The 26,405-nt window shown below is 72.6% G+C and carries 26 protein-coding genes; 6 read left to right on the top strand and 20 right to left on the bottom strand.

The window, feature by feature from the left end:
* The first annotated feature begins 16 nt into the window (after positions 1 to 16).
* Both JOD66_RS23950 and JOD66_RS23945 read left to right on the top strand, forming a co-directional pair.
* Complete coding sequence (locus tag JOD66_RS23950; protein WP_307823688.1) at positions 17 to 820, top strand: septum formation family protein; 804 nt, start codon at positions 17 to 19, stop codon at positions 818 to 820.
* A gap of 4 nt (positions 821 to 824) precedes the next feature.
* Positions 825 to 1,664, top strand: a complete 840-nt coding sequence (locus JOD66_RS23945; RefSeq protein ID WP_204839309.1) for a septum formation family protein — start codon at positions 825 to 827, stop codon at positions 1,662 to 1,664.
* 1,032 nt (positions 1,665 to 2,696) lie between these two features.
* Here the strand turns inward: JOD66_RS23945 and era are convergent.
* From era to JOD66_RS23930, 3 genes are read right to left on the bottom strand one after another with little or no spacing between them, the layout of a single operon-like run.
* The gene (era, locus tag JOD66_RS23940; protein WP_204839308.1) at positions 2,697 to 3,749 is read right to left on the bottom strand and encodes a GTPase Era; all 1,053 of its coding nucleotides are present in this window, start codon (positions 3,747 to 3,749) and stop codon (positions 2,697 to 2,699) included.
* Positions 3,746 to 4,528: a siderophore-interacting protein gene (locus JOD66_RS29660; protein ID WP_204839307.1), complete on the bottom strand. Its 783-nt coding sequence runs from the start codon at positions 4,526 to 4,528 to the stop codon at positions 3,746 to 3,748. Before JOD66_RS29660 ends, era begins: the two co-directional genes overlap by 4 nt.
* 37 nt (positions 4,529 to 4,565) lie before the next feature.
* A complete protein-coding gene (locus tag JOD66_RS23930) occupies positions 4,566 to 5,000 on the bottom strand; it encodes a DUF6916 family protein (protein WP_204839306.1) in 435 nt (144 codons plus the stop codon).
* Between the two features lie 29 nt (positions 5,001 to 5,029).
* Here JOD66_RS23930 and JOD66_RS23925 point away from each other — a divergent pair, with 29 nt between their 5' ends.
* On the top strand, positions 5,030 to 5,344 hold the full coding sequence (locus JOD66_RS23925) for a DUF6916 family protein (protein ID WP_204839305.1): 315 nt from the start codon (positions 5,030 to 5,032) through the stop codon (positions 5,342 to 5,344).
* A gap of 20 nt (positions 5,345 to 5,364) precedes the next feature.
* On the opposite strand, the gene JOD66_RS23920 is transcribed toward JOD66_RS23925, so the two are convergent.
* The 12 genes from JOD66_RS23920 to JOD66_RS23865 all read right to left on the bottom strand — a co-directional run bounded on the left by JOD66_RS23920 (position 5,365) and on the right by JOD66_RS23865 (position 20,278).
* Positions 5,365 to 5,844, bottom strand: coding sequence for a GNAT family N-acetyltransferase (locus JOD66_RS23920; protein ID WP_204839304.1), 480 nt, complete (start codon positions 5,842 to 5,844; stop codon positions 5,365 to 5,367).
* A 3-nt stretch (positions 5,845 to 5,847) separates the two neighbouring features.
* Complete coding sequence (locus JOD66_RS23915; RefSeq protein ID WP_204839303.1) at positions 5,848 to 6,378, bottom strand: phage tail protein; 531 nt, start codon at positions 6,376 to 6,378, stop codon at positions 5,848 to 5,850.
* Positions 6,379 to 6,392: 14 nt separating this feature from the next.
* Entirely contained in the window at positions 6,393 to 6,926 is a 534-nt protein-coding gene (locus JOD66_RS23910) for a phage tail protein (RefSeq protein WP_204839302.1), read from the bottom strand.
* A gap of 8 nt (positions 6,927 to 6,934) precedes the next feature.
* Positions 6,935 to 7,435 (bottom strand): phage tail protein, encoded by a 501-nt coding sequence (locus JOD66_RS23905; protein ID WP_204839301.1) that lies wholly within the window; start codon positions 7,433 to 7,435, stop codon positions 6,935 to 6,937.
* Positions 7,436 to 7,465: 30 nt separating this feature from the next.
* Entirely contained in the window at positions 7,466 to 13,477 is a 6,012-nt protein-coding gene (locus tag JOD66_RS23900) for an Ig-like domain-containing protein (RefSeq protein WP_204839300.1), read from the bottom strand.
* Positions 13,478 to 13,620: 143 nt separating this feature from the next.
* Positions 13,621 to 14,928 (bottom strand): SAM-dependent methyltransferase, encoded by a 1,308-nt coding sequence (locus tag JOD66_RS23895; protein WP_204839299.1) that lies wholly within the window; start codon positions 14,926 to 14,928, stop codon positions 13,621 to 13,623.
* Positions 14,925 to 16,289 (bottom strand): FAD-binding oxidoreductase, encoded by a 1,365-nt coding sequence (locus tag JOD66_RS23890; protein ID WP_204839298.1) that lies wholly within the window; start codon positions 16,287 to 16,289, stop codon positions 14,925 to 14,927. Before JOD66_RS23890 ends, JOD66_RS23895 begins: the two co-directional genes overlap by 4 nt.
* Positions 16,290 to 16,377: 88 nt before the next feature.
* On the bottom strand, positions 16,378 to 16,986 hold the full coding sequence (locus JOD66_RS23885) for a response regulator transcription factor (RefSeq protein WP_204839297.1): 609 nt from the start codon (positions 16,984 to 16,986) through the stop codon (positions 16,378 to 16,380).
* A complete protein-coding gene (locus tag JOD66_RS23880) occupies positions 16,983 to 18,092 on the bottom strand; it encodes a sensor histidine kinase (RefSeq protein WP_204839296.1) in 1,110 nt (369 codons plus the stop codon). Before JOD66_RS23880 ends, JOD66_RS23885 begins: the two co-directional genes overlap by 4 nt.
* 17 nt (positions 18,093 to 18,109) lie before the next feature.
* Complete coding sequence (locus JOD66_RS23875; RefSeq protein ID WP_204839295.1) at positions 18,110 to 18,889, bottom strand: ABC transporter permease; 780 nt, start codon at positions 18,887 to 18,889, stop codon at positions 18,110 to 18,112.
* Positions 18,886 to 19,794 carry an ABC transporter ATP-binding protein gene (locus JOD66_RS23870; RefSeq protein WP_204839294.1) on the bottom strand — a complete coding sequence of 303 codons (909 nt, stop codon included), beginning with the start codon at positions 19,792 to 19,794 and terminating at the stop codon, positions 18,886 to 18,888. Before JOD66_RS23870 ends, JOD66_RS23875 begins: the two co-directional genes overlap by 4 nt.
* Before the next feature lie 139 nt (positions 19,795 to 19,933).
* Positions 19,934 to 20,278 carry a cytidine deaminase-like protein gene (locus tag JOD66_RS23865; RefSeq protein WP_204839293.1) on the bottom strand — a complete coding sequence of 115 codons (345 nt, stop codon included), beginning with the start codon at positions 20,276 to 20,278 and terminating at the stop codon, positions 19,934 to 19,936.
* Positions 20,279 to 20,328: 50 nt separating this feature from the next.
* On the opposite strand from JOD66_RS23865, the gene JOD66_RS23860 reads away from it, so the two are divergent.
* Entirely contained in the window at positions 20,329 to 20,616 is a 288-nt protein-coding gene (locus JOD66_RS23860) for a DUF1330 domain-containing protein (protein ID WP_204839292.1), read from the top strand.
* Between the two features lies 1 nt (position 20,617).
* On the top strand, positions 20,618 to 21,550 hold the full coding sequence (locus tag JOD66_RS23855) for an MBL fold metallo-hydrolase (protein WP_204839291.1): 933 nt from the start codon (positions 20,618 to 20,620) through the stop codon (positions 21,548 to 21,550).
* 19 nt (positions 21,551 to 21,569) lie between these two features.
* Here JOD66_RS23855 and JOD66_RS23850 read toward each other — a convergent pair whose 3' ends face one another.
* From JOD66_RS23850 to JOD66_RS23830, 5 genes are all read right to left on the bottom strand, one after another.
* Positions 21,570 to 22,874, bottom strand: a complete 1,305-nt coding sequence (locus JOD66_RS23850) for a hemolysin family protein (protein ID WP_204839290.1) — start codon at positions 22,872 to 22,874, stop codon at positions 21,570 to 21,572.
* Positions 22,871 to 23,329: an rRNA maturation RNase YbeY gene (gene ybeY / locus JOD66_RS23845; RefSeq protein ID WP_204839289.1), complete on the bottom strand. Its 459-nt coding sequence runs from the start codon at positions 23,327 to 23,329 to the stop codon at positions 22,871 to 22,873. The genes JOD66_RS23850 and ybeY overlap by 4 nt, the downstream gene beginning before the upstream one ends.
* A complete protein-coding gene (locus JOD66_RS23840) occupies positions 23,326 to 24,372 on the bottom strand; it encodes a PhoH family protein (RefSeq protein WP_204839288.1) in 1,047 nt (348 codons plus the stop codon). Before JOD66_RS23840 ends, ybeY begins: the two co-directional genes overlap by 4 nt.
* Positions 24,373 to 24,482: 110 nt before the next feature.
* A complete protein-coding gene (locus JOD66_RS23835) occupies positions 24,483 to 24,827 on the bottom strand; it encodes an HIT domain-containing protein (RefSeq protein ID WP_307823687.1) in 345 nt (114 codons plus the stop codon).
* Between the two features lie 33 nt (positions 24,828 to 24,860).
* Positions 24,861 to 25,727, bottom strand: a complete 867-nt coding sequence (locus JOD66_RS23830) for a hypothetical protein (protein WP_204839287.1) — start codon at positions 25,725 to 25,727, stop codon at positions 24,861 to 24,863.
* An 87-nt stretch (positions 25,728 to 25,814) separates the two neighbouring features.
* Between JOD66_RS23830 and JOD66_RS23825 the strand changes: the two genes are divergently transcribed.
* A complete protein-coding gene (locus tag JOD66_RS23825; RefSeq protein WP_204839286.1) occupies positions 25,815 to 26,387 on the top strand; it encodes an RNA polymerase sigma factor in 573 nt (190 codons plus the stop codon).
* Positions 26,388 to 26,405 lie beyond the last annotated feature (18 nt).

Raw genomic sequence — 26,405 nt, 5'->3', positions numbered from 1 at the left:
GAAGGGGCTGGGCCGAGTGCTGCACCGAGCCGTCACGCTGCTCGCACTCGTCCTGCTGGTCCCCGCGCTCGCCGCGTGCGGCACCCAGAACCAGGGCGCCAACACCGACGACGACCAGGTCGACGCGGTCGCCGTACCCGAGAACGGGGTGTGCCGCTCCCTGACCCCCGACGACGTGGCCCAGCCCGCCAACGCGACCAGCACCGTCCCCTGCTCCAAGGAGCACACCGCCGAGACCTTCGCGACCGGCGAGCTGCCCGCCGAGTTCGACGACGCCGACTACGACGACAAGGCACTCGGCACCTTCGCCTACCAGACCTGCTCGACCGCCTTCGCGAAGTTCGTGGGCGCCGACGAGAGCCTCGCGCTGCGCACCACGCTGAGCTGGGCGTGGTTCCGGCCGTCGAAGAAGGCATGGGGAAAGGGCGCGCGCTGGTACCGCTGTGACGTGCTCGGTGGCAGCACCGCGAGCACGTCGTACCGACCACTCCCGGAGACGGCGAAGGGCATGCTCGCCGGCCGCCCGCCGGACGTCTGGCTCAGCTGTGCGCGGGGGCCATCGGTCGGCGAGGGCGAGAAGGTGCCGTGCTCGCAGAAGCACGACTGGCGCGCGGTCACGACCGTCAAGCTCGGACAGCCCGAGGACGCCTACCCCGGCGACCGGGTGATGGAGAGCCGCACCCGCTCGTTCTGCTCCCAGTCGGTGCGCGCCTGGTTGAACTACCCCACGGAGTTCGAGTACGGGTTCACCTTCTTCCACCAGGCCGAGTGGGACGCCGGGATCCGGCGCTCGGTGTGCTGGGCCAGGACGAGCGAGTGAGGCGATGAGGAACCCGAACCCCCGGCTGCGCCGTACCCGTGTCGTCGCCGCGGCCCTGCTCGCCCTGACCGGGCTGGCCGCGTGCAGCGGCGGCGACGGCGACAGCGGTCCCGAGCCAGAGCCGGCCCCGACCACCCAGACCACGGCGTCCGCGCCCGACCCCGGCCCCGCGGTCGGCGGCTGCTACGCCCTGCCGTACGACGCCGCCGTCGCCCCCACCTCCACCGTCGAGCCGACCGACTGCGCCCAGCCCCACACCAGCGTCACCTTCGCGATCGGCGCCATCGACGCGGTCGTCGACGGACACCTGCTCGCCGTCGACTCCGACAAGGTCCAGTCCCAGGTCTCCTCCGCCTGCCCCGCCCAGCTGCTCACCTACGTCGGCGGCAGCCTCACGAACCTGCGTCTCAGCATGATCCGCTCGATCTGGTTCACCCCCACCGTCGACCAGTCCGACGCCGGCGCCACCTGGTACCGCTGCGACGCCGTGGTCCTCGACGGCGCCGCCAAGCTCGCCGACCTCGACGGCGACCTCCAGGGCGTGCTCGGCAAGGAGGTGCCCGACCGCTACGCCATGTGCGGCACCGCCGCCCCCGACGCGCCCGACTTCGAGCGGGTCCGCTGCTCGGCCAAGCACTCCTGGCGCGCCATCGACGTGATCGCCTTCGAGGAGGCCGACTACCCCGGCGCCAAGAAGGTCCAGGCCGCCGGCCGCACCAGGTGCGAGGACGCGGCCGCCGACGTCGCCGAGGACCCGCTCACGTTCAAGTGGGGCTACGAGTGGCCGACGAAGGAGCAGTGGGCGATGGGACAGAAGTTCGGACGCTGTTGGACAGCTGAGTAAATCTGGCCGTCGCTTCGCTCCGGCATGTCGCGCGCGCTTTTGACGCGTTGCCTTCCTCCGCTCCGCTCGCTGGCGCTCGCTGCGCTCCGTCCAGGCAACGCGGCGCGCGCGACGAGACTCAGCCGGATGACCTTCCAATGCGCACGACCTTCGGCCGAACGGCCGGGGCCGATGCGCTGCGCAACCGACTCACGGTGTTGGTTTGGCTCGCTGCGCTCGCAGGTCGCGCGCGCTCTTGACGCGTTGCCTTCCTCCGCTCCGCTCGCTGGCGCTCGCTGCGCTCCGTCCAGGCAACGCGGCGCGCGCGACGAGACTCAGCCGGATGACCTTCCAATGCGCACGACCTTCCGCTGAACCCGGCGGGGCCGATGCGCTGCGCAACCGACTCACGGTGTTGGTTGGGCTCGCTGCGCTCGCATGTCGCGCGCGCTCTTGACGCGTTGCCTTCCTCCGCTCCGCTCGCTGGCGCTCGCTGCGCTCCGTCCAGGCAACGCGGCGCGCGCGACGAGACTCAGCCGGATGACCTTCGCATGCGCACGACCTTCCGCTGAACCCGGCGGGGCCGATGCGCTGCGCAACCGACTCACGGTGTTGGTTGGGCTCGCTGCGCTCGCATGTCGCGCGCGCTCTTGACGCGTTGCCTTCCTCCGCTCCGCTCGCTGGCGCTCGCTGCGCTCCGTCCAGGCAACGCGGCGCGCGCGACGAGACTCACCTGAACGACCTTCGAATGCGCACGACCTTCGGCTGCCCGTGCGGCCGAGCGGGGTTTCCGTCGGGCGCGCCGCGTGATCTGGACCGAGTGGAGCGAGCGACCGAGCGCCAGCGAGGAAGCGAGCGCAGCGAGGGAAGATCACGCGATAAGAGCGCGCCCGACATGCGAGCGCAGCGAGCCAAACAAGCACCGTGAGTCCCTCACGCAGCGCACCACCCCCCGCAGCGAGCAGCGAGCCACTTTCTGCCGGGTCAGCGCAATACCCGAGCCACTTTCTGCCGGGTCAGCGCAAAACCCGAGCCACCTTCTGCCGGGTCGCGCTAGAACCCGAGCTTCCGCAGCTGCCGGGGATCCCGCTGCCAGTCCTTGGCGATCTTGACGTGGAGGTCCAGGTAGACGGGGGTGCCGAGGAGCGCCTCGATCTGCTGGCGGGCGGCGGTGCCGACCTGACGCAGCCGGGCGCCCTTCTTGCCGATCACGATCCCCTTCTGGGAGTCGCGCTCGACGTACAGGTTGGCGTGGATGTCGAGGAGGGGCTTGTCGTCGGGGCGGCCCTCGCGCAGGCCCATCTCCTCGACGACGACGGCGATGGAGTGCGGCAGCTCGTCGCGGACGCCGTCGAGCGCCGCCTCGCGGATCAGCTCGGCGGCGAGGATCTCCTCCGGGGCGTCGGTGAGGTCGCCGTCGGGGTAGAGCGGCGGGCCCTCGGGCATCAGGGCGACGAGCAGGTCGCCGAGCAGCGAGATCTGGTCGCCGGAGACCGACGAGACGGGGACGATCTCGGACCACTCGGTGCCGGTCTCGCGGCCGAGCTCGGCGATGTCGAGCAGGTGCTCGCCGATCCGGTCGGCGGTCACCAGGTCGGTCTTGGTGGCGACCGCGATCTTCGTGGTCCGCCGGACCTTGGCCAGCTCGGTGACCAGGAACTTGTCGCCGGGACCGATCTTCTCGTCGGCGGGGAAGCACACGGCGACCACGTCGACCTCGGCCCAGGTGGTCTTCACCAGGTCGTTGAGGCGCTCGCCGAGCAGGGTACGGGGACGGTGCAGGCCGGGAGTGTCGACGAGGACCAGCTGTCCGTCGGGTCGGTGCACGATGCCGCGGACGACGGTGCGGGTGGTCTGCGGCTTGTCGGAGGTGATCACGATCTTCTGACCGACCAGGGCGTTGGTCAGCGTGGACTTGCCGACGTTGGGGCGCCCGACGAAGCAGGCGAACCCGCTGCGATAGCCGTCCGGTACGTCGCCGAGGCCGAACACCGGCGCGGCCGGCGGAGGCAGCGCCCCAAAGTCCTCGTCGAACTCGTCGTCCTCGTCGAGGTCCTCGTCGTCGAGGTCCTCGACCTCCACGTCCTCGTGGTCGTGCTCGCTCATCCCTGTGCCTCCCGTGCGGCGTCGTAGTCGGCCCAGATCTCCTCGTCGGACTTCCCGGCGGCCTTGCCGGCCCGCCAGATCGGGCCGGGGTCGACGGCCCGGGGCTGGCGCTTCGCGACCGAGCGCCAGTAGCCCATGACGTCGTAGTGGGTGCTGGGGAGCTTGCGCTCGCGCATCAGGTGCTTGCGGATGGCGCGCATCTGGGCGGACTCGCCCGCCATCCAGAAGTAGCCGTCGCCGGCGGGCCAGTCGAGCTCCTCGACGACCTGGGCCAGCCGGCTCTCGTCACCGAGCGGCAGCCAGCTCACCTCGACGCCGTCGGGGAAGTAGTCGGGGATCCGGGAGTCGGGGGGCACCTCGGCGTGGATCCGCACGGGCAGCCGGTGGCCGTGCTCGACCGCGATCCGGGCCATCGCCGGCAGCGCGGTCAGGTCGCCGACCAGCAGCAGCCAGGCCGCGTCGTCGGGCGGCAGGAAGGAGCCCTTCGCCTCGGTGAGCACGACCTGCTGCCCGACCACGTCGCCGGAGCCGCCCGAGGCCCACTCGGTCACCAGACCCACCTCGTGGACGACGACGTCGAGCACCAGCTCGGCGCCGGAGACCGAGCGCACCGTGTAGTAGCGGCTCTGGAACTGTCCGGGCACGACCAGCCCCACCCACTCGTCGGCGATGCCGGTCGAGGCGAAGCCGGGGACGTCGAGGGTCAGCCGCACGAGGTGCGGGGTGATCTGCTCACGGCCACGGACCGTGGCGTCGTACTGCTGGGCCCGGGTGCTCACCCGCCCAGGCTAGTGCTCACCATGCCGGGCGACCCACTCACCGGTTGTTGATGGTCGCGCGGTAGCGCCGGCGCGAGGCGTCGGTCGGCACCAGGAACAGCGAGGTACGCCGGAACGAACGCCGCTTCAGCTCGTAGGTGCCCTGCGGCGGCCCCGGCCGCTTGGTGGTGAAGGTGAGCTCGAAGCTGCGGTTGGAGCCCTTTGTCACCAGAGGGATGTTGGAGACGTCGACCAGCTTCAGCTTGATCCGCACCCCGGGCCCGGTGGCGGTGAACCGCTGCTTGCGGTGCTTCTTGAACCGCTTGCGGCGGTAGAGCTTCGCGTCCTTGGTGAACGCCCGCTCGGCGACGGCGGCGGGCGCCGCCAGGTCCGGTACGACGGCCGCGGCGCCACCGGCGGGCACGCCGACGACGGCCACGGCCACCCCGGTGGCCCCGGTCGCGAGGACGGCGCGGCGGGTCAGCTCGGTCATGGGTGCCTCCGGGTGGCTAGCATCGGTGGGTGGGTACGAACGGGTGGCTGGGCCATGACGACTTCGCCGGGCTGGTCGGTGACGGCTTCGAGGTGACGCTGGCCGACGAGGGCCGGCTGGAGCTGGTGCTCCGCGAGGCGACCCTGGTCGGTCACAGCGGGGGCACCGGTCCCGACGGGTCCGCGCGCGAGCAGTTCTCGCTGCTCTTCACCGGCCCGGAGGCGCCGGCGCTGGCGCAGGCGACCTGGCCGGTCCGTCACCCGGTGCTGGGCGAGCTCGAGCTGTTCCTGGTGCCGATCGGCCCGAGCCCGCAGGGCCTGCGCTACGAGGCCGCGTTCGCCTGAGCCTGAGCCGGCGCCCGGCCTCACGTCGCGCTCCGTTCCATCAGCACGTACACCCCGCGCTGCGCGACCGGCCGGAAGCCGAGCCGGGCGTACAGCGCCGCGGCCGGGTTGTGCATCTCGACGTGGATGCTGGTGGTGCGCCCCGAGGCCACGGCCTCGTCGACCACCCGCGCCACCAGCGCTCCCCCGATGCCGCGCCCGCGGTATGCCGAGGTCAGCGCGACGTCGATGATCCGCACGTCCTCCTCGCGGCGACTCACATAGAGCCGTCCGGCGGCCCGGCCGTCCACCTCGACGATGTCGAAGCTGCCCTGCGGGTGCGCACCCCGGTACTGCGCGGTCTGCAGATCGAGCTGCATCCGCAGGAATGCCTCCCGCTGTCCCGGCTCCCAGGCGACCTGGTCGAGCTCGGCGGCCCGGATCTCGCCGTACAGCGCGAGCAGGAAGTCGTCGTCGGCGGCGGTGACCGGACGCAGCGCGACCGTGGCGAGGACCGTCATCGCTCAGCCCCGCGGCGGGAAGACGCCCTGGAGGGCGATGCAGAAGGACAGGGTGAGATAGGGCTGCATGTTGTTGTGCGGCTGGTCGCCGCCGACCGGGGCGAGCGCCTCGGGCGCGAGATACTCGCCGGCCGTCGGCTGGCCGGAGCGGTAGAGGGTGCCGCCCGAGGACGACGTCAGCGCGGCCGCCGGGCCGGGGACGCTGACGTCGCCGAGCCCGTCGACATTGCCCTGCAAGGTGTGGGAGTGCGCCGGGATCTCCGACTCCAGCAGGGTGACGGTCTCCGAGCCACCGGTCTCACCGAGGTCGTGCAGGCTCAGCCCCGGCCCCTGCCCGGGGTGCATGGCGGCGCGTCCCTGCAGGTCGGGCAGCGCGAAGTTGGACTTGCCGTTGCCGCCGTACGTCGTGCCGAGCAGCGAGAACAGCGCGGTGTTCTGCGACAGCGGCAGCAGTTGGCCGTCGCAGAACGCCCAGCCGCGCGGGGCGAAGTTGAACGGGAAGATGCGGATCTCCGCAACGAAGGGGTCTGCCATGAGAGTTCCTGGTCCTAGGTCGGCGAGGGGAAGATCCCGAAGAGGGAGATGATGAAGTCGACGCACAGGTACGGCTGGAAGTTGGTGTGCGGCTGGCTGCCCCCGGTCCCGGTGACGGCGAGCTGGCCGAGGTCGTCGTCGCTCCCCGCGGTGCCGGGAGTCGCGGTGACATAGGGCACGACGTTGAGCGACATCGCCGGCAGGTTGCCCGCCGGGGATGCCTGGGTTCCGGGACGGCCGTCCACCGCCAGCAGCGGGTGACTGTGGTTCGGGATCTGCTGGGTGGTCAAGGTGACCTCCTCCACGCCGCCGGTCTCGGCGAGGATCGGGCTGAGGCCGCCCCCGGTCCCCTGGTGGACCGGGATCCGCCCGCGAAGATCGGGCAGCGCGAAGGTGCTCTGACCGTCGCCGCCGTAGGTCGTGCCGATCAGGTTGAACAGGGTCTCGTACTCGGAGATCGGCATCAGCTGTCCTTCGCAGAACATCCAGCCGGCCGGGGCGAAGTTCCCCGCGAACATGCGGATCTCGCCGACATAGGGTTGGGCCACGACCGCTCCTAGTTGGGGCTGGGGAAGATGCCCTGCAGCGCGATGCAGAAGCTGAGGGTCAGGTACGGCTGCACGTTGAGGTGCGGCTGGCTGCCACCGGTGCCGACGACCGACATCGGGTGCAGGCTGGTCGTCGGCGGCGCGGGCCGGTAGGCGTTGTTCGCCGCGCCGAGGTAGGCCCCCTTGGGGGTGGCCACGCCCCCGTCGGTCGCGGTCGAGACCGCGACCCGATGGATGTGCGTGGGCAGCTCCCCGACGGTGACGGTGTGGGCGGCCTCGCCACCCCGCTCGCCCAGCGAGTGTCCGGCCCCGACGTGGATCGGGGTGCGCCCCCGCAGGTCCGGCAGGGCGAAGTTCACCCGCCCGTCGCCGCCGTAGGTCGTGCCGAGGAGGGAGAACAGGCCCTGGTTCTGGTTGATGGGCAGGAGCTGGCCATTGCACAGCGCCCACCCCTTCGGGGCGAACACGAACGACATCAGCCGGATCTCGGAGAGGAAGGGCTCAGCCACGGGGCCTCCTGGTGGGGCGTGGGACGGGGGTCATGGGGCGGGGACGGACGGGCATGCGGCCCCGTCGAGGTTGGCGGGCAGGTCGGCCGTCGCGCGGACGTCGAGCACGCTGATCGGGTTGGCGACGAGGATCCGGTTCTCGGCGGCCGTGGTGCCGGTCCCGACGGCGCCCGGCACGTGCACCCGGGTGTTCTGCCGCTGGCGCACCAGGACGTCGGCGGCCGGGCTGGCGGGCGCGGAGCCGCTGGCCCCGAGGTCGTTGTCGCGCAGGTCGGCGCACGCCTCGAAGGTGTCGCCCGGGGTGGTACCGATGTTGTAGTGCACGCCCTGCTTGGCCAGCGACGCGGTGGCCGGGGCGGTCCCGGGCTCGCTGATCGCATTGCCGGTCACGACGGTGTTGACGATGCCCGAGCGCGGGCTGCCGCTCCCGCCGGCGAGCACCTCGATGCCGTAGTTGTTGTAGCCGCGGATCCGGTTGCCCGTGATCGCCCAGTCGAGCGAGCCGCCGCCGTACTGCTGGAGCTTGAGCGCCGACCCGGAGAGCGATCCCGAGTTCGCGACCCCGGAGGTGCCGATGGTGTTGTCGGCGAAGGTGCCCTGCTGCCGGGCGGAGCCGACGCCCTTCGCGATCAGCACGCCCGGCCCGACCGCGCCGGTGATGGTGTTGCGGGCGATGTTCATGGTGACGCCACCCGCCGCGCCGTCCTGGTAGATCGTCAGCCCGCCGCCGCTGACCGGGGACGGCTGGGCGTTGGCGAAGGTGTTGTCGGTGAGCACCAGGTCGCCGGTGCCGCTCGCGGAGTGGCCGTACTGCAGCAGGTCCCCGCCTGCTCCCTGCACGGTGCTGTTGCGGATCGTCACGGGCAGGTTCCCGGTGCCCGTCGAGTCGAGCGAGATGGCGTCGTTCTCCGGACGGCCGCCCGCCGCGCCGAAGGTGACCCGGTCGACGGTGAGCCGGGTCAGCGAGGTGGATGCGTTGGCGACCCGCAACGTGTCCTCCAGGCCCGCGCCCAGGGTGGTGTCGCTGATCGACGCCGTGCCGGAGAGGTTCGTCAGGAGCACCGTCGAGTCGTCGTACGGCGTCGCGCCGTTGGTGCCGACCGTGCCGCCGACCACGCTCTGGGCGAGCGTGAGGCCCCGGGTCCGGTCGCCCCGGATCCCGTAGTTGCTGGCGTCCCGCACCCACATCCGGGTCAGCGAGGGTGCCTTGGTGTCGGTCAGCACGATGCCGGTCCCGACCGGCGCCACCCCGGCGTCGTCGGAGCCGGTGCTGCCTGCGATCGTGCCGCCGGTGCAGCCGGACGTGTCGCCGGGGGCGCAGCTGCCACCGGCGCCGGTGACGACGAGCGAGCCGGCGTCTCCGGTTCCGTTCAGCAGGATGCCGTTGGGCGCGCCGGTCGCGGAGATCCGCTCGAAGGTCAGGCCCCCGGCGGCGATCTGGGTGCCGACCAGGCCGAGTGCGCGACCCGCACCGCTGGTGATCCGGTTGCCGGCCCCGCTCACGAGCAGGGTGCCGCCGGAGGCGTCGAGGCCCTTGCCGGTCGTGCTGGTCAGGACCAGGCCGCCGCCGGAGAGGCTGAGCGTGTGGCCACCGTCGGCACCGTTGCCGGTGAAGGCGATCGCGTCGCCGGTCCCGGTGTCGAGGGTGGTGCCCGCGGCGCTGAGCACGGTGCTGCCGCCGGAGTTGCCGCTGACCAGGATCCCGCCGCCGTCGTCGGCGGAGTCGGTGATCCGCTTGCTGATCGTGACCGTGCCACCGGTGCGACCGGAGACCTCGAGCGAGCGGCCGGCCCCGTTGCCGATGGTGCCGTCGTAGGTGACCGGGCCGCTGCCGCCCTCGACCACGAACGCCGCGCCGGTGTGGCCGGTGACCGTGCCGTTGCCGGCGACGAAGCTGCCGCTGTCCAGGCCACTCAGCCGGATGCCGCGGGTCGCGCTGCCCGTCGAGCTGACGCTCGCGAAGCTCAGCATCGACCCGGGCGCGGTGGCGACGTCGACGGCCGGACCACCGGTGGCGGAGATCGTGGACGTCGCGTCGAACACGGTGACCGCGCCGGTGTTCTGGAGGTCGAGCGCCGGGGTGGCCCCCGCGGTGGTCTGCAGCGCGAGCCGGCCGAAGGTGACCGGGCCGACGGTGCCGACCAGGCTCACCCCGCCGCTGCCGGAGCCGGTGACGCTGATGTCGTCGAAGGCGCTCCCGGTCAGGGTGGTTCCGGAGGCCGAGAGTGCCTTCGCGCCGCCGGTCTCGAGGGTGATCGTCGCGCTCGGGAGGAAGGTCACGGTGCCGGCCGAGACCAGCTCGACGCCGAGCGAGTTCACGCCGGCTCCGGACGCGCCGGTGGTGTCGACGAGCAGGTCGCCCACGGTGAACGTGCCCGACGTGCCGGCCAGGCGCAGCGCCGGCTGGGTGGCGGCCGGGCCGGTGTCGACGATGCGCAGGTCCGCGAGCGTGCCGCCCACGTCGCCGCTGCCGCCGGCGACGGCGCTGCCCGCGCCGGCCGGGTCGAGCAGCAGGCCGGTGACCGTGTTGCCCGCGGCCAGGGCGACCACATCGGTTCCGCTGGCACTCAGCCGCGGCCGCGACGCGGGTACGCCGGGCGCCAGGGTCGCGGTGCCGACCACCAGTGGCGCGGCCTGGCCGACCAGGCGCTGGTTGGCCTTGAGGGAGATGCCGGCGTCGTAGCCGGCGCTGGTGCCGTCGCCGCCGCGGACGTAGATCGTCTGGCCGGCCGCCGAGGCGAGCTGGGCCTGGGCCAGGGTGTCGAAGGGAGCGCTGGAGGAGCCGGCGTTTCCGGCCGGGTCGGCGTTGTCGACGTACCAGACGCAGCCGGTGACCACGATGGTCACCGTGGCGCCGGCGGTGCGCGGGTCGGTCGGGTCCTGGTCGGTCACGGTGTAGCCGAAGCTGTCACTGGTGACCGTGCACCCGGTCGGCGGGCTGTAGACGAAGTCGCCGTCGGCCTGCAGGGTCACCGAGCCGCCGGCGTTCGTGGAGTAGGTGCCGGCCTGGACCGCGAGCGAGCCGGGCGTCTCGACGTCGGTGGCGCCGGCCAGCAGGTCGCCGGCGACGGTCTTGTGCGGTCCGGACACCGCCGGCGCGCCGTCGGTCGGGTCGTCGACGACCAGGACCGTGTTGCCGACCGCCGCGTCGGCGCCGCCGATCGCGAGCGGTGCCGCGGTCGGTGCGTCGTTGACGCAGGTGACGGTGACGCTCACCGTCGCCACCGAGTCGCCGGTGATCGTGTAGGTGAAGGTGTCGGGCGTCGTGCCGGGCGGGGTGTTGCAGTAGTTCGCCGCCGGCGTGTAGCTGATCCGGCCCCCCACGATGGCCGTGCTGCCGCGGCTCGGCTGGCCCACCGCGGTGACCACCGGGTCCAGGTCGCCGCGCACGTCGTTGGCGAGCACGTCGATCGTGACGCTGCCGTCCTCGAGCACGGTCGCGGTGTCGGGCTTCGCGACCGCGGGGTCGATGACGCACAGGACGGTGACCGCCACCTCGGCGGTGTCGCCCCCGGTGACCGTGTAGCCGAAGGTGTCGAGCGTCGTCCCGGGCGGGGTGTTGCAGTAGTCCGGGTCGGGCTCGTAGGTCAGGCCGGTGCCGCCGCCCGTGACCACGACGTGGCCGTGGGCGGGCTGGGTGACCGCGACGACGGCGAGGCCGGTGTCGTCCGGGTCGAGGTCGTTGAGCAGGACGGCGACGGCGGTGGCGTCGTCGTCCTCGGTCACCGTGAGCACGTCGTCGTTCGCCACCGCGGGGTCGACGACGCAGGTGATGGTGACCCGCACCGTCGCCGTCGAGCCGCCGGTGATCGTGTAGGTGAAGGTGTCGGGATCCTCGCCGGGACCGGTGCAGTAGTCGGCGTGCGGCGTGTAGCTGATCGTGGCGCCGTTGGTGGTGGCGGTGCCGTGGGCAGGGGTGCCGACGTCGATGATCGACGGCGGGCTGTCGCCGACCAGGTCGTTGGCCAGCGCGAGGATGATCTCGGTGCTGTCCTCCTCGATGGTCACGTCGTCGTCGACCGCTCCGGACAGGTCCTCGACGCAGGTGACGGTGACCCGCACCGTCGCCGTCGGGCCGTCGACGAGCGTGTAGGTGAACTCGTCGGGGGTGCCGTCCGGGGTGGTGGTGCAGAAGTCCGCGGCGGGCCGGTAGCTGAGTCCGGTGCCGCCGCCGGTGACGACGACCTCGCCGTGCGCGGGCTGGGTGACGGCATCGATCCGCAGCGGGTCGCCGTCGGCGTCGCTGTCATTGGCGAGCACGTCGATCGGGGTCGCGGGGTCGTCCTCGGCGAGGGTCGCGACGTCGTCCCGGGCCACGGGCGCGTCGGGCAGGCAGGTCACCCGGACCCGCACCATTGCCTCGTCGCCGCCGGGCGCGAGCGCATACGTGAAGCTGTCGTACGACGGCGCCGGGGTGCAGTGGTCGGCGTCGGGCTGGTAGGTCAGTGCCGTCCCGCCGCCGGTGATGACCACCGTGCCGTGCGGCGGCTGGGTCACCGAGCCGATGCCGAAGGCGTCCCCGTCGGCGTCGCTGTCGTTGGCGAGCACGTCGAAGGTGGTCGCGCCGGAGTCCTCGGCGACGGTCTCGTCGTCGTCCCTGGCCCGGGGCGCGTCGTCGACACAGGTCACAGTCATCCGGACGGTGCCCTCGTCGCCGCCCGGGCTGAGGGTGTAGTCGAAGGTGTCGAGCACGGTGCGCGGCGGGTCGTTGCAGTAGTCCGCGTCGGGCTCGTAGGTCAGGCCGGAGCCGCCGCCCGTGATCACGACGGTGCCGTGGTCCGGCTGGGTGACCGCCGTGATCGACCGGTCGCCGCCGTCGACGTCGGTGTCGTTGGCGAGCACCGGGACCGCCGTCGCCACGGCGTCCTCGGTCACCGTGGCGTCGTCGTCGACCGCGACCGGCGGGTCGTCGACGCAGGTGACCTCGACCGTGACCACCGCCGTGGAGCCGCCCGGCGTGAGGGTGTAGGTGAAGTCGTCGGCCGGGCCGCAGTAGTCGGCGTCGGGCCGGTAGGTCAGCCCGGATCCGCCTCCGGTGACCACGACCGCGCCGTGCGCCGGCTGGGTCGTCGCGCCGATCACGAGCGGGTCGCCGTCGGCGTCGGTGTCGTTGTCGAGGACCGGGAGCGCCGTGGCGGCCGCGTCCTCGGTCACGGTGGCGTCGTCGTCGTGCGCGGTCGGGTCGTCGGGCACGCAGGTGATGTCGACGGTGACCCGGCCCTGAGCGGTGCGCCCGGTCCCGTCGCCGACGGTGTAGCCGAAGTGCCCCGCCCCCGGGCCGCAGCGGTCCGGCTCGGGGACGAAGCGGATCGTCGTACCGACGAGCTGGACCGTGCCGCCGACGGGGTCGGCAACCGCGAGCACGCTCAGCGCGTCGCCGTCGGGGTCGAGGTCGTTGGCCACGGGGCTGCCCGGGCCGCTGACCGGCAGCACCAGCTCGGTGTCCTCGTCCGTCGTGACCGTGTCGTCGACCGCCGTCGGGGCACCCGGCGCGGGCGGCGTCGGAGGCGTCGGAGGCGTGGGCGCCGAGGGACCGTCCTGGTCGGGACCCCCGTCGACCTGGTCCTTGCCCCGGCCACCGCGCAGGTCGTCGTAGCCGCGCCCGCCCAGCAGCCGGTCGGCGCCGGGGCCGCCACGGAGCTGGTCCGGACCCGCGCCACCGCGCAGCACGTCGTCGCCCGCGCCGCCGTACAGCCGGTCGGCGCCGGGGCCGCCGCGGAGCTCGTCGTCGCCGTCACTCCCCCACAGCACGTCGTCGCCCGCACCGCCGTCGATGACGTCGGCGCCGGGACCGCCGCTGATGACGTCGTCACCGCCGCCACCGCTGATCCGGTCGTCGCCGCCCCGTCCGCAGATGACGTCGCGGCCGGGCGTGCCGACCAGCACGTCGGGACCGGGGGTGCCGACGATGGTGCACGAGCTGCGCGCCGGCTCCCCCGGCGTCGCCGCCGTGGCCGGTGCGATCGTGGCCAGCACCAGGCCGGCCAGCGCGATCCCGTGAGTCGTCCTGATTGCACGCGTGGTCGCACGACCGAACGCCATGGTTGTCTGTCCCTTTGCCGCTGTGTCCCTGCAGCCCGCGCCAGACGGCGCACTGCCCCCAGCGGACACCTTCCCACGGCCGAGGCGGACGGCGGGCGGGAATGCGACGACCCGGGACCAAGGTCCCGGGTCGTCGGCGGCCATCAGAACTCGTGGCGCAGCGGGTAGCCGCTCTCCCCGTCGTCGGTGCGGGTGGCCAGCACGTGGTGCAGCTGGATCTCGTTGCGCTCGAAGGCGATCCGCGATCCCGCCATGTACAGGCCCCACACCCGGGCGGTGCCCTCGTCGGTCTCGGCGACGCAGGCGTCCCAGTTGTCGGCGAGGTTCCGGCACCAGCCGGCCAGCGTCTTGGCGTAGTGGACCCGGAAGTTCTCGTGGTGCTGGACCTCGAGCCCGGCGTTCTCCACGGCCTCGACGATCGTGCCCGAGCCCGCGAGCTCGCCGTCGGGGAAGACATAGCGGTCGATGAACGCACCCGTACGCCGGTCGACGTTGTCGTGGCGGGTGATGCAGTGGTTGAGCATCCGGCCCTGCGGCCGGAGCCGGTCGTGGATGAAGGCGAAGTACGCCGGGTAGTTCGCGATGCCGATGTGCTCGGTGAGGCCGATCGAGCTGATCGCGTCGAAGTCACGCTCCTCGACGTCGCGGTAGTCGGAGTGGCGCACCTCGGCGAGATGGTCGAGGCCCTGCCGCTTGATCTCCTCCTGCGCCCAGGTGGCCTGCTCGCGGGACAGGGTCACCCCGATGGCCTTGACGCCGTAGTGCTTCGCGGCGTGGCGCACCATCCCGCCCCAGCCGCAGCCCAGGTCGAGCAGGCGCTGGCCGGGCTTCAGGTCGAGCTTGCGGCAGACCAGGTCGTACTTGTGGTCCTGGGCCTCCTCGAGCGTGGCGTCCTCGGTCGGGAACACTGCGCAGGTGTAGGTCATCGACGGGCCGAGGACGTGCTCGTAGAAGGTGTTCGAGACGTCGTAGTGGTGGTGGATCGCGTCGGCGTCGCGCTCCTGGGAGTGCCGGCCCCACCAGTGCAGCGAGCGCAGGCCCTCGAGCCGGGTGCGCCAGGCCGGGAGGTGCTCCTGCGGCGGGGGCGGCGGCGGGATGAGGTGGCTCAGGCCGAGCGAGCGCAGGATCCCGACCGCCTCGAGCGGTCCGGGGATGCCGAAGTCGGTGTGGTCCTTGAGCAGCGCGAACGCCGGATAGGGGTCACCGGGGTGCGCGCCGTGCAGCACCAGGTCGCCGGCGACGTACGCACGGGCCAGGCCGAGGTCGCCGGGCGCGGTCATGATGTAGGACAGGCCGCGCTCGTTGACCAGCTCGATGCCGTAGGGCAGGTCGAGGTCGCCGGCCGAGGAGCCGTCGTACGCCTTGAGCCACAGCGGCAGGCCGCCCGGGAACAGGGATGCGATCGTGGGCGCGATGCCCTTGCGTGGCTGCGCGTTGTTCTGGGCCGTCATCGGCTCCTCACCGCCTTGTCGTAGAGAGTGGTCAGTCGGTCGTCGGGATCGTGGACGCGCTTGACCGCCGCGAGCCGGGCGGTGTTGTAGAGCGCGTCGAAGGTGTCCTCGTCGTAGTACGCGTCGGAGTAGAGCGACTTGTGGCCGCCGAGCTCGTGGACCTTGGCCTCGATCGCGCGGTTGCGCGGGCCGTCGACGGCGTCGGGGCCGACGTGGACGGTGCCCCAGAAGCCGACGTTGACGTAGACCTTGCCGGCCTCGAGCGGGTACAGCGGCCAGGGTCGGGTGGTCGCCAGCGGGCACAGCCAGACCGGCCGCATGCCGACCTCCTCGTCGAACCAGGCCAGGAACTCGCCCAGCCGCTCGACGGGCACCTCGATGTCCTGCACCACCCGCTCCCGCAGCGGACGGCCCGCACGACGGTCCAGCCGGTCGGCGATGCCGAAGCGGCGGTCGAGGTGGAGCATCCGCATGTAGACGTCGGAGCGCCGGTAGCGGCGCGGCCAGAGCCGGCGGATCCGCGGGTTCTGGGCGCCGAAGGCACCCGAGCACCAGAACCAGTCGGTGTCCCAGCGCCACAGGTAGTCGTGGAAGGTGAGCCGGTCGCGGTCGCAGGTCTGCAGCGAGCGGTAGTAGATCTGCTGGCCGGCGTAGTCGGACGTGGGGCCCGGCTCGTCGGTCCACCGGGCCAGGGTGAGGACGTGCTCGCCCGGGCCGAAGGACACGCCGTCGAGGCCGTGGACCGGCTCGCCGTCGTACTCCTGGGTGGCGGCGATCTCGGCGATCGTCTTCGCGAGCAGGTCGGCGTCGTCGAGGTGGACGTGACGCAGGGCGACGTAGGGCGGCACCGGGGCCAGCTTGATCCGCAGTCGCGTGGCGTAGCCGAGCGAGCCGTAGGAGTTGGGGAAGGCGTCGAAGAGGTCGTCACCGGGGCGGGTGGTGACGACCTCGCCGCTGCCGGTGAACACGTCCATCTCGAGCACCGACTCGTGGGGCAGGCCGAGCCGGAAGCTGGTGGACTCGATGCCGAGACCGGTGACGGCGCCACCGAGGGTGATCGTGCGCAGCTGGGGGACGACGTACGGGACCAGGCCGTGGGGCAACGTCGCGTCGACCAGGTCCTCGTAGGTGCACATCCCCTGCACCTCGGCGATCGGGCCGTCGGGGCTGTCGGGCAGGACCTCGATCACGCCGTCGAGGCCGCTGACGTCGAGGCCGGGAGCGGTGGTGGCCGTGCGGGCCCGGAACAAGTTGGTGGTGCGCTTCGCGAGCCGCACCGGCTGACCCGCGGGAATGGCGGCGTACGAGTCGGAGAGCCGTTGGACAGCCCGGGCGTGCTCATCCCAAGACGGGTTTGCCATGGTTCGAAAATACTCCTGTCCGACGACGACGGGCAGCCGGGTGGTTGACCTCACTCAACCAGTGGCGTCCTGTGGGGCCAAGTGGATTTCAGAGCCAGCCATTCCCGAGAGCCACGAGAACGGCCTCGGTGCGGTTGCTCGCGCCGGTCTTCCCGATCGCGGCCGACAGGTGGTTGCGCACGGTGCCCTCCGACAGGAAGAGCTCCGCGGCGATCGCCGCCACGGACGCGCCGTCACGGGCCGCCCGCAGCACGTCGGTCTCCCGGGCGGTGAGCGGCGACTCCCCCGTCACCAGCGAGTCGGTGGCCAGCGCCGGGTCGACCACGCGCAGGCCCTGATGGATGCGGCGCACGGCGTCCGCGAGCTGCGACGCCGGGGTGTCCTTGACGACGAAGCCCGACGCACCGGCCTGCAACGCACGGCGCAGGTAGCCCGGCCGGCCGAAGGTGGTGACGATCAGGACCTGGGTGTCCGGACTGGCCGCCCGGACCGCCGCGCACGCCGCGATCCCGTCCAGGCCCGGCATCTCGACGTCGAGCAGGGCGACATCGGGCGCGTGCTCGGTCGCGGCCGCGACGGCCTCCTCCCCCGTCCCCACCTCGGCGACGACCTCCAGGTCGGGCTCGAGGCCGAGCAGCGCCGACAGGGCGCCGCGGACCAGGGCCTGGTCGTCGGCGAGGAGCAGCCGGATGGTCATTCGACGACCACCGCCAGCGACCAGCCGGGATCGAGCCGCGTGGTCACCAGGCGCGCGCCGAGTGCGGCCGCGCGCTCCTGGAGACCCGTGAGGCCCGAGCCCCGGACGAGGGCGGCCGTCGTACCGGTGCCGTCGTCGCGCACCTCCGCCCGGTCGGGCCCGAGCAGCACCTCGCACCGGCGGGCACCGGAGTGCCGCACGACGTTGGTCACGCCCTCGCGCACGGTCCACGCGAACAGCTCGCGCAGCTCGGTGGGGACCTCGTCGGTGCTGTTGGGGAGACGCGCCTCGATCTGGGCGGCCTCGAGCGCGGTCCGGGCCCGGGCCAGCTCGCCGGGCAGGGTCAGCTCGCGGTAGCCCTCGACCGCCCGGCGTACGTCGGCCAGGGCGTCGCGGCTCAACCGCTCCAGGTCGGTGATCTCCTGCCGGGCGCGCTCGGGATCGGCGTCGAAGAGGCGGCCGGCGAGCTCGGCCTTGATCGTGATGACCGTCAGCGAGTGGCCGAGGATGTCGTGGAGGTCGCGGGCGAAGCGGGTCCGCTCGTTGTCGACGGCCAGCTCCGCGTTGCGGGCGTGGGCGGCGATGAGCTCGGCGTTGCGGTTGATGATCGTGCGGATGCCGAACACCGCGATGGCGGCCGCCACGACGCCGAACGCGACGCCGAACTCGAACTCCCAGCCCGGGAGCAGACCGAGGAGGACGGCCGTCACCGCGATGGCCACCACCGTCGGCGCGGCCCAGCGCGTCGGCAGCACCATGACCACCGCGACACCGACGTAGACGAGGCTGGCGACGCCCGGCTCGCCCAGCAGCACCATCATCAGCACGCTGAGTCCGGCGAGCACGAGCAGCAGCGCGCCGCCCGGGCCCGCCCCCTCGCCGACGCGATCGCCGAAGACCTGCGCTCGCGCCCGCATCCGCCACCACAGCAGCATGTAGACCGCCGCGAAGAGCGCCGTGGCCGCCACGCCCGTCAGGCCACGGGCCCGGTCGTCAGCCTGGAGGCCGGCCCGGATCGGGTCGATCAGGAAGAACAGCCAGACCGCGGCGAACAGCGGACCGCGCCGGCCCACCGTGCCGGGCGGGGTCGGCGCGGTCTCGCTCACGATGCTCACCGTAGTGCTCACACGCGTGCGGTGTCCTTGCTCATCCGCCAGGCCGCGCCGGCGACGAAGAGACCGAACCAGGCGACCGCGTTGACCACGGCGTACCACGGCAGCTCGTGGGTGAGCGGCGAGCGGGCGATCTCGGCGACGCCGTACATCGGGGTCCAGTAGGCAATCTGTCGGACCCCTTCCGCATAGTTGTCGAGCGGGATGAACACCCCACCGAGGAACGAGAGGAGGGCGAGGCCGGGACCGAGGATCTGCATGGCGTTCTCGCCCGGGACGACATAGCCGACGAACACGCCCAGGGCGGCGAAGGTCAAGGTGCAGAAGAGCGTGACCACGGCGCAGGCCACCCAGACGTGGGTCGGCATCTGCGCCTTGCCCTGCAGGGCTCCCACGACGTTGACCGCGGCGATGGCGAGGGCGCCCATGACCAGGGCGACGAGGGCCTTCATCAGGATGTAGACGACCGGGTTGAGAGGAGTGAGACGCAGCTGGCGCGACCAGCCGAGGGAGCGCTCGAGGGCGACCATGGAGCCGCCGGCGGCCGCGGTGAGGGCCGAGCCGTAGAGCGCCATCGAGGCGAGGATGTACGCCGCGACGTTGCCGTCGCCGACCTTGTCCTGCCAGCCCTGCTGGCCGCCGAAGGCGAGCAGCATCGCGCCGGGGAAGAGCAGCGTGAAGATGATGGTTCGGCGGTTGCGCAGCAGGCGGCGCAGCTCGATCCGCAGCACGGTGGCGTTGAACCCGCCCAGGGGCGGGACCCGGCGGGTGGTGGGGTCGATGGTGCTCATCGATTGTCTCCTGTCAGGCTGAGGAAGGCCTCTTCGATGCCCTGGGCGGTGATCTCGACGTCGCGGGCCGCGGTCTCGGTCAGCAGGTAGCGGGCGACCGCGTCGCTGTCCTTGGCGTGGATGGTCACCGACTCGCCGCGCACCTCGACGTGGTCGACGCCGCCCAGCGCGGTGATCGCGGCGGCGGCCGCGTCGTCGGCGCCCGGCAGCCAGGCGCGGACGGTGCGGCCGGAGGCGAGGGCGCGGATCTGGGGACCGGTGCCGTCGGCGACGACCCGGCCCTTGCTGATGAGGACGATCCGGTCGGCGTACTGGTCGGCCTCCTCGAGGTAGTGCGTCGCGAACAGCACCGTGCGGCCGGTCGCCGCGTCCGCGCGGATCGAGCTCCAGAAGGCGCGGCGGCCCTCGACGTCCATGCCCGTCGTCGGCTCGTCGAGCAGTAGCAGTGCCGGGTCGGAGAGCAGCGCCATCGCGAACCGGAGCCGCTGCTGCTCACCGCCCGAGCACTTGCCGACCCGCCGTCCGGCGATGTCGGTGATGCCGGCGCGCTCGAGCACCTCCTCGACCGGCCGGGTGTCGGCGAACAGGCTGGCCGTGTAGGCCACGGTCTCGCGGACGGTGAGGTCCTTGAGCAGGCCGCCGGTCTGCATCACGGCCGACACCAGGCCACGGGCGATCGCGCGGCGCGGCTCGAGGCCGAGCACCTCGACGGTGCCGGTCGTGGGCCGGGTCAGGCCCAGCACCATGTCGATGGTCGTGGTCTTGCCGGCGCCGTTCGGGCCCAGGAAGGCCACGATCTCGCCCGGGTGCAGCTCGAGGTCGATCCCCCGTACCGCCTGCACCCGGCCGAAGTCCTTGGTCACCCCGGCCAGCCGGACCGCCAGCAGGTTCGTGGTCGTCGTCATGGCCCCAGCCTGGTCGGCTGCGGGGCCCGGTGCCTCTGGCAGGCGTCATGACCCGGCCGTGACATCTGTCATGGCTCACCGCGGGTCCTCGGCTCCCGAGCGCCCGTCCGGCCTTCCGGCCGAGGCCGGCGTCAGGTGGTCAGGGGGCGACGGTGGCCGCGATGGCGCCCCGCGCGTCGCCCAGGTGGACGACGACGCCCGAGCCGCCGGCGAAGTCGGCGAGCACGGCCGCGTCCGGCTCGGTCAGGTCCTGCGCGTCGCCGAGGACGACGCACGCGTCGACGCCGGTGGAGCCCGAGGCGACGGCCATCGCGATCACGGCCTGGACCGCGGTCAGCTGGAGGGAGGGCAGGTCGACCGTCGCGGCGGCGTACGTGCGGCCGTCGGTGTCGCGGACGGCGGCGCCCTCGGCGGCCTGGATCCGGGCCCGCGTGGCGCGGGCGAGGGTGACCAGCTTCTGGTCCTCGGCGGAGAGGTCGGACATGGACCGATCCTCCCAGAGACCGCTCGCGAGCACTGCGGCAGGATGGGCACATGCCCGCCTACTGGATCAGCAGCTACCGCGCCGTCACCGACCCCGAGAAGATGGCGGCCTACGCCGCCCTGGCCGCGCCGGCGCTCACCGCCGCGGGCGGCCGCTTCCTCGCCCGCGGGCTCCCGGAGCGGGTCTACGAGGCCGGCCTGCAGGAGCGCTCGGTGCTGATCGAGTTCGACAGCGTCGAGGCAGCCGTCGCCGCCCACGACACCCCCGCCTACCAGGAGGCGCTGGCCGCCCTGGGCGACGGCGCCGAGCGCGACATCCGCATCGTCCCGGGCGCGTGAGATGGCGCTGAGCCTGCGGCTGCGGCTGGGGCGCCCCGAGCTCGGCCGGTACGCCGACCGGTTCGGGATCCCCCAGGCCGCGGACGGGCTCGGGGTCACCTTCCTCGGCGTGGCGAGCCTGCTGATCGAGGACCGCACCACCGCGGTGCTGACCGACGGCTTCTTCTCCCGCCCCTCGCTCCCCCGCGTCGCGCTGGGCCGGATCGCGCCCGACGAGGCCCGCATCGACGCCACCCTGGCTCGCGCCGGCATCGACCGGGTCGCCGTGGTGGCGCCCGTGCACACCCACTTCGACCACGCCATGGACGCCGCGGTGGTGGCCCGGCGCACCGGCGCCCGCCTCGTCGGCGGTACGTCGGTCGCCCAGATCGGCCGCGGCGGCGGCCTGCCCGACGACCGGATCGAGGTCGTCGTCCCGGGCGAGCCGATGACGGTGGGCGGGTTCCGGCTGACCTGGGTCGAGGGCGAGCACTGCCCGCCCGACAGGTACCCCGGTGCGATCACCGCTCCCGTCGTGCCGCCGGTGCGCACCGACGCCTACCGCTGCGGCGAGGCCTGGTCGATCCTCGTCGAGCACGAGACCGGTCGGTCCGCGCTGGTCCAGGGCAGTGCGGGCTTCCGGCCCGGCGCGCTGGCCGGCCGGCGGGCCGAGGTCGCCTATCTCGGGATCGGGCAGCTCGGGGTCCAGGACGACGCCTATCTCGAGCAGTACTGGGCCGAGACGGTGGAGACCGTCGGCGCCCGTCAGGTCGTGCTGATCCACTGGGACGACTTCTTCCGGCCGCTCGACCGGCCGCTTCGGGCGCTGCCCTACCTCGGCGACGACCTCGACGCCACCATGCGGGTCCTCACCCGGCTCGCCGAGCGGCAGGGCGTCGGCCTGCACTTCCCGACGGTGTGGCATCGCGAGAATCCCTGGGCGCTGCTCGGCTGACCGAGCCGGCCGCATCCGGTCAGTCCGCGACCGGCTCTTCGTCGAGAACCCGCGAGATCAGCACCGTGCCGATCTTGTTGCGGCGGCCGGCGGCGTGCTCGGCCTCGAAGCGCAGGCCGTGGGCCTCGACCACCGACCCGGGGATCGGCACCCGGCCGAGGTGCTTGGCGAGCAGGCCGCCGACGGAGTCGACGTCCTCCTCCTCGATCGGGAAGCCGAACAGCTCGTCGAGGTCGTCGACCGGGTAGCGCGAGGACACCCGGACCCTGGCCTGCGGGTCGTCGCCGTCGCCGAGGTGCTCGACCTCGATCTCGGCCTCGTCGTACTCGTCGGTGATCTCGCCGACGATCTCCTCGAGCAGGTCCTCGATGGTGATCAGGCCGGCGGTGCCGCCGTACTCGTCGACCACGATGGCGACGTGGAGGCGGCGCAGCTGCATCTCGCGGAGCAGGTCGTCGACCGGCTTGGACTCGGGCACCCACACGACCGGCCGCATCACCTCCTCGACCTTCTGGGTCAGCTCGACGTCGGGGGCCTCGAAGTCGCGGCGGACGACGTCCTTGAGGTAGGCCATGCCGCGGACGTCGTCGAGGTTCTCGCCCACGACGGGCACCCGGGAGAAGCCGGAGCGCAGGAACAGCGACATGGTCTGGCGCAGGTTCTTGTGGCTCTCGATGTAGACGACGTCACCGCGCGGGACCATCACCTCGCGCACGGTGGTGTCGCCGAGCTCGAAGACCGAGTGGATCATCTTGCGCTCGTCGGCCTCGATCAGCTCACTGGCCTCGGCGATGTCGACCAGCTCGCGCAGCTCGGTCTCGGTCTGGAACGGGCCCTCTCGGAAGCCGCGTCCGGGGGTGATCGCGTTGCCGACCAGGATCAGCAGGCGCGGCACCGGGCCGAGCACGGTGGTCAGCGCCGACAGCGGCCAGGCGCACCCCAGCGCTACGGCCTCGGCGTGCTGCCTGCCGACGGTGCGGGGGGCGACGCCGATCACGACGAAGGACACGACCAGCATCACGCCGAGCGCGAGTCCGGCCCGCGCCCACCAGGACGCGTCGAGCCGCTCGTCGACGTACAGGGTGACCACGACGATGGCCGCGATCTCGCACAGCAGCTGCAGCAGCAGCGCGGTGTTGAGGTGCCGCCGGGCGTCGTCGAGGACGACGACCAGGCGGCGGGCGCCCGCCCGCTGCTCGGCCGCCAGCTCCAGCGCGCGGGCGCGCGAGAACCCGGCGAGGGCCGCGTCCGCGGCGGCGAACAGGCCGGCGAGGACCACCAGGACGGCCGCTGCTCCCAGCGGCCAGAGACTGTCGGCGATCATGTGGCCGGCTGCGCCCGCCACTGGGCGAGCAGCTGGTCCTGCAGGCCGAACATGACCTTGTGCTCCTCCGGCTCGGCGTGGTCGTAGCCGAGCAGGTGCAGGATGCCGTGGGTGGTGAGCAGCTCGAGCTCGGCGAGGGTGCCGTGGCCGGCCGCCTCGCCCTGGCGCTCGGCGACCGCCGGGCAGAGCACCAGGTCGCCGAGGACGCCCTCCTCGGGCTCCTCGTTGACCAGGCCGGGCCGCAGCTCGTCCATGGGGAAGGCGAGCACGTCGGTCGGCCCCTCCTTCTCCATCCACTTCTCGTTGAGCTCGGCGATGGTGTCCTCGTCGACGGCCTTGATGCACAGCTCGGCGAGCGGGTGCACCCGCATCTGGTCCATCACGAACCGCGCCAGCTGGGAGAAGTGCTTCACGTCGAGTCCGCTGCCGGACTCGTCGAGGATCTCGATGCTCACCTGTCGCCCTTCTTCGCGGCCTTCTGCGCATCCTTCTGCGCGTCCTTCTTGGCGTCGAAGTCGTCGTAGGCCGCCACGATCCGCGCCACCAGCTGGTGGCGGACGACGTCATGGCTGGTCAGCCGCACGAACGCCAGGTCCTCGACGCCGTCGAGGATCCGCTCCACGATCCGCAGGCCGGAGGTGGTGCCGGAGGGCAGGTCGACCTGGGTGACGTCGCCGGTCACCACGATCTTGGACCCGAACCCGAGCCGGGTCAGGAACATCTTCATCTGCTCGGGCGTGGTGTTCTGCGCCTCGTCGAGGATGATGAAGGAGTCGTTGAGCGAGCGTCCGCGCATGTAGGCCAGCGGCGCGACCTCGATGGTGCCGGCGGCGAGGAGCTTGGGCACCGACTCCGGGTCGAGCATGTCGTGCAGCGCGTCGTAGAGCGGGCGCAGGTAGGGGTCGATCTTCTCGCTGAGCGTGCCGGGGAGGTAGCCGAGCCGCTCGCCGGCCTCGACCGCCGGGCGGGTCAGGATGATCCGGTTGACCTGCTTGGCCTGCAGCGCCTGCACCGCCTTGGCCATCGCGAGATAGGTCTTGCCGGTGCCGGCGGGGCCGATGCCGAAGGTGATGGTGTGCTTGTCGATGGTCTCGACGTAGCGCTTCTGGTTGAGCGTCTTGGGCCGGATCGAGCGGCCGCGGTTGCTCAGGATGTTGAGCGAGAGGATGTCGGCGGGCCGCTCGGAGGTCGCGGTCTGGACCCGCAGCATCGCCTCGACGCGCTCGACGACCTCGGCGGTGATGCCCTGGCCGGTGCGCAGGATCGCGACCAGCTCGTCGATCAGCTTCTCGGCCAGCTCGATGTCGTGGACGTCGCCGGCCAGGGTGATCCGGTTGCCGCGGACGTGGATGGTGACGCCGAGCCGCTTCTCGATGATGCCGAGGTGCTCGTCGCCCGGACCGAAGAGGGTCACCATGTCGATGCTGTTGGGCACCACCACGGTGTGGCGGGTCGGGGACGCGGCGGCGGGGCTGGCGTTCGGAAGTGAGTCGGTCATGGATGCCCGGGACGGGCGGCCTTTCAGGTACGACGATGCGGCCCCTCCATGGTACGTGGCGGGACCGCGGCACGCCCACTCGATTGCTCGCCGCGGGCCCGGCTCCGGGCTCAGCCCGGCGGCCAGCCCATCGGCCGGCCGGCGAGCACGTGGCCGTGGGTGTGGAAGACGGTCTGCCCGACGCCGGCACCGGTGTTGAACACGAGGCGGTAGTCGTCGTACCCCTCCGCGGTGGCGACGGCCCGCGCGGTGAGGGCGATCTCGGCGAAGGTCGCGGCGTCGGTGTGTGCGGTGGCGGCGGCGTTCGGCTCGTGGTCGCGCGGCACCACCAACACGTGGGTCGGCGCCTGCGGGCTGATGTCGCGGAAGGCGATCGTGCGCTCGCCCTCGTGGACGATCTCGGCCGGGATCTCACCGGCGACGATCTTGCAGAACAGGCAGTCGGGATCGCTCACCCGGCCCAGCCTAGGGCCCGGGACGGCGGCGGCTCACCACTCCCAGCGGACACCGAGCGACCCGGGCCCGAAGCCGGTCTGCCGGTAGTTGACGCTGCGCGCGCCGGCGAGCTCCACCGGCCAGTCGTGCCGCAGCCCGCCTTCGGAGAAGTACACCCAGCACCGGGAAGGCAGCCGGTCGGGATGGAAGCGCACCCACACCAGCGCCTCCTCGAGCCGCTGCTCCGCGGCGAGCGCGTAGTCGGTCTCGAGGTCGAGGCCGCCCTCGGTCGTGGCCTCGATCTCGGTCACCGTGGACTCCCCCAGCCCGAGCGGGCGCTCGAAGACCAGGCGGGAGCCGCGGATGCCGTTCTCGAGGTCATGGGTCTCCTCGATCGTGCAGCCGGCGACCGCCGTCATCACGACAGCGTTCTCCTGGGTGCCGACGTCCGGCCCGACGAAGAGGGTGACGCCGTCGACCCCCTCGCGGTCGGCGACGACGACCTGACGCACCCGCGCGCGCACGATCTCTCCCTGCGCTCCGACGTCGACGACCAGGTGGGAGGACACCCGACACACGTCCTCCTCGCCGATCACGGCGTCGACCGCGGGGTCGCCCAGGAGCGAGTCGAACGGCTCGACCGCGCCGACCCGGCGTCGGGCCCGGCCGCTGAGCCGCCGGCTCAACGCACCCGTCTCGAGCCCGAGGACCGCCTCGAGCTCGGGGATGGCCTCGATCGACGCCACCCGCTCGGGCTCGCGCTGGCCCGAGCGCCAGTACGACAGCGCGGTGAGCGAGACCGGATGCCCGCGCTCGGCGAGCCGGTCGCGCAGGTGGGTCAGCGTCGCGCCGCGGCGTGCCATCGCCTCCCCCAGGGCGTCGGCGAACGTGGTCGGCACCGTCCCGGACCTGTCCTCCACGCCCACATGGTGCATCACATCCGGTCGGCCGGACTGTGAAACCGCCGTACCTAGCCTCGCTGCTCCGACTCTGGAGGGGGATCCGGGATGGAGACGAGGGACTGCTCCGACGCTCAGCTGATCGACCGGGTGCGGCGGGGCGAGGACGCCGACGAGGCCTTCGCGGAGCTCTTCCGCCGGCACCGGGCCGCGGCGCTGAGGGTGGCGCGCTCGATCGTGCCGGGCGAGGAGGACGACGCCGTGGCCGAGGCCTACCTGGGCCTGCTGCGGGTGCTGCGCGCCGGCGGCGGGCCGACGTACGACGTGCGCGGCTATGTCCTCACCAGCGCCCGCAACCGCGCCATCCAGCGGGCCCAGGCACGCAGTCGGGCGGTGGCGACGGCGGAGCCGGTGCTGGACGGGGACGGCGTCGAGGACGACCACACCTGGGCGGTCGAGGGCGACCTGCTGACCCGGGCCTTCCAGGCGCTCGCGCCGCGCCAGCGCCAGGTGCTGTGGGCGGTCGACGTCGAGGGCCACCGGCCGCGCGAGCTCGCCGCGGCGCTGGGGTGCGAGCCGGCGGCGATCTCCGCGGTGGCGCACCGGGCCCGGCGCCGGCTGCGGACCCTCTACCTCGCGCAGCTCGCCCCGGTCGACACGCGGGTCGCCGTCGTCCGCTGAGCTTCCGCGGCATCGGGG

This window comes from Nocardioides nitrophenolicus (assembly GCF_016907515.1).
Taxonomy (GTDB): domain Bacteria; phylum Actinomycetota; class Actinomycetes; order Propionibacteriales; family Nocardioidaceae; genus Nocardioides; species Nocardioides nitrophenolicus.
This window is presented reverse-complemented; position numbering and strand designations above follow the sequence as displayed.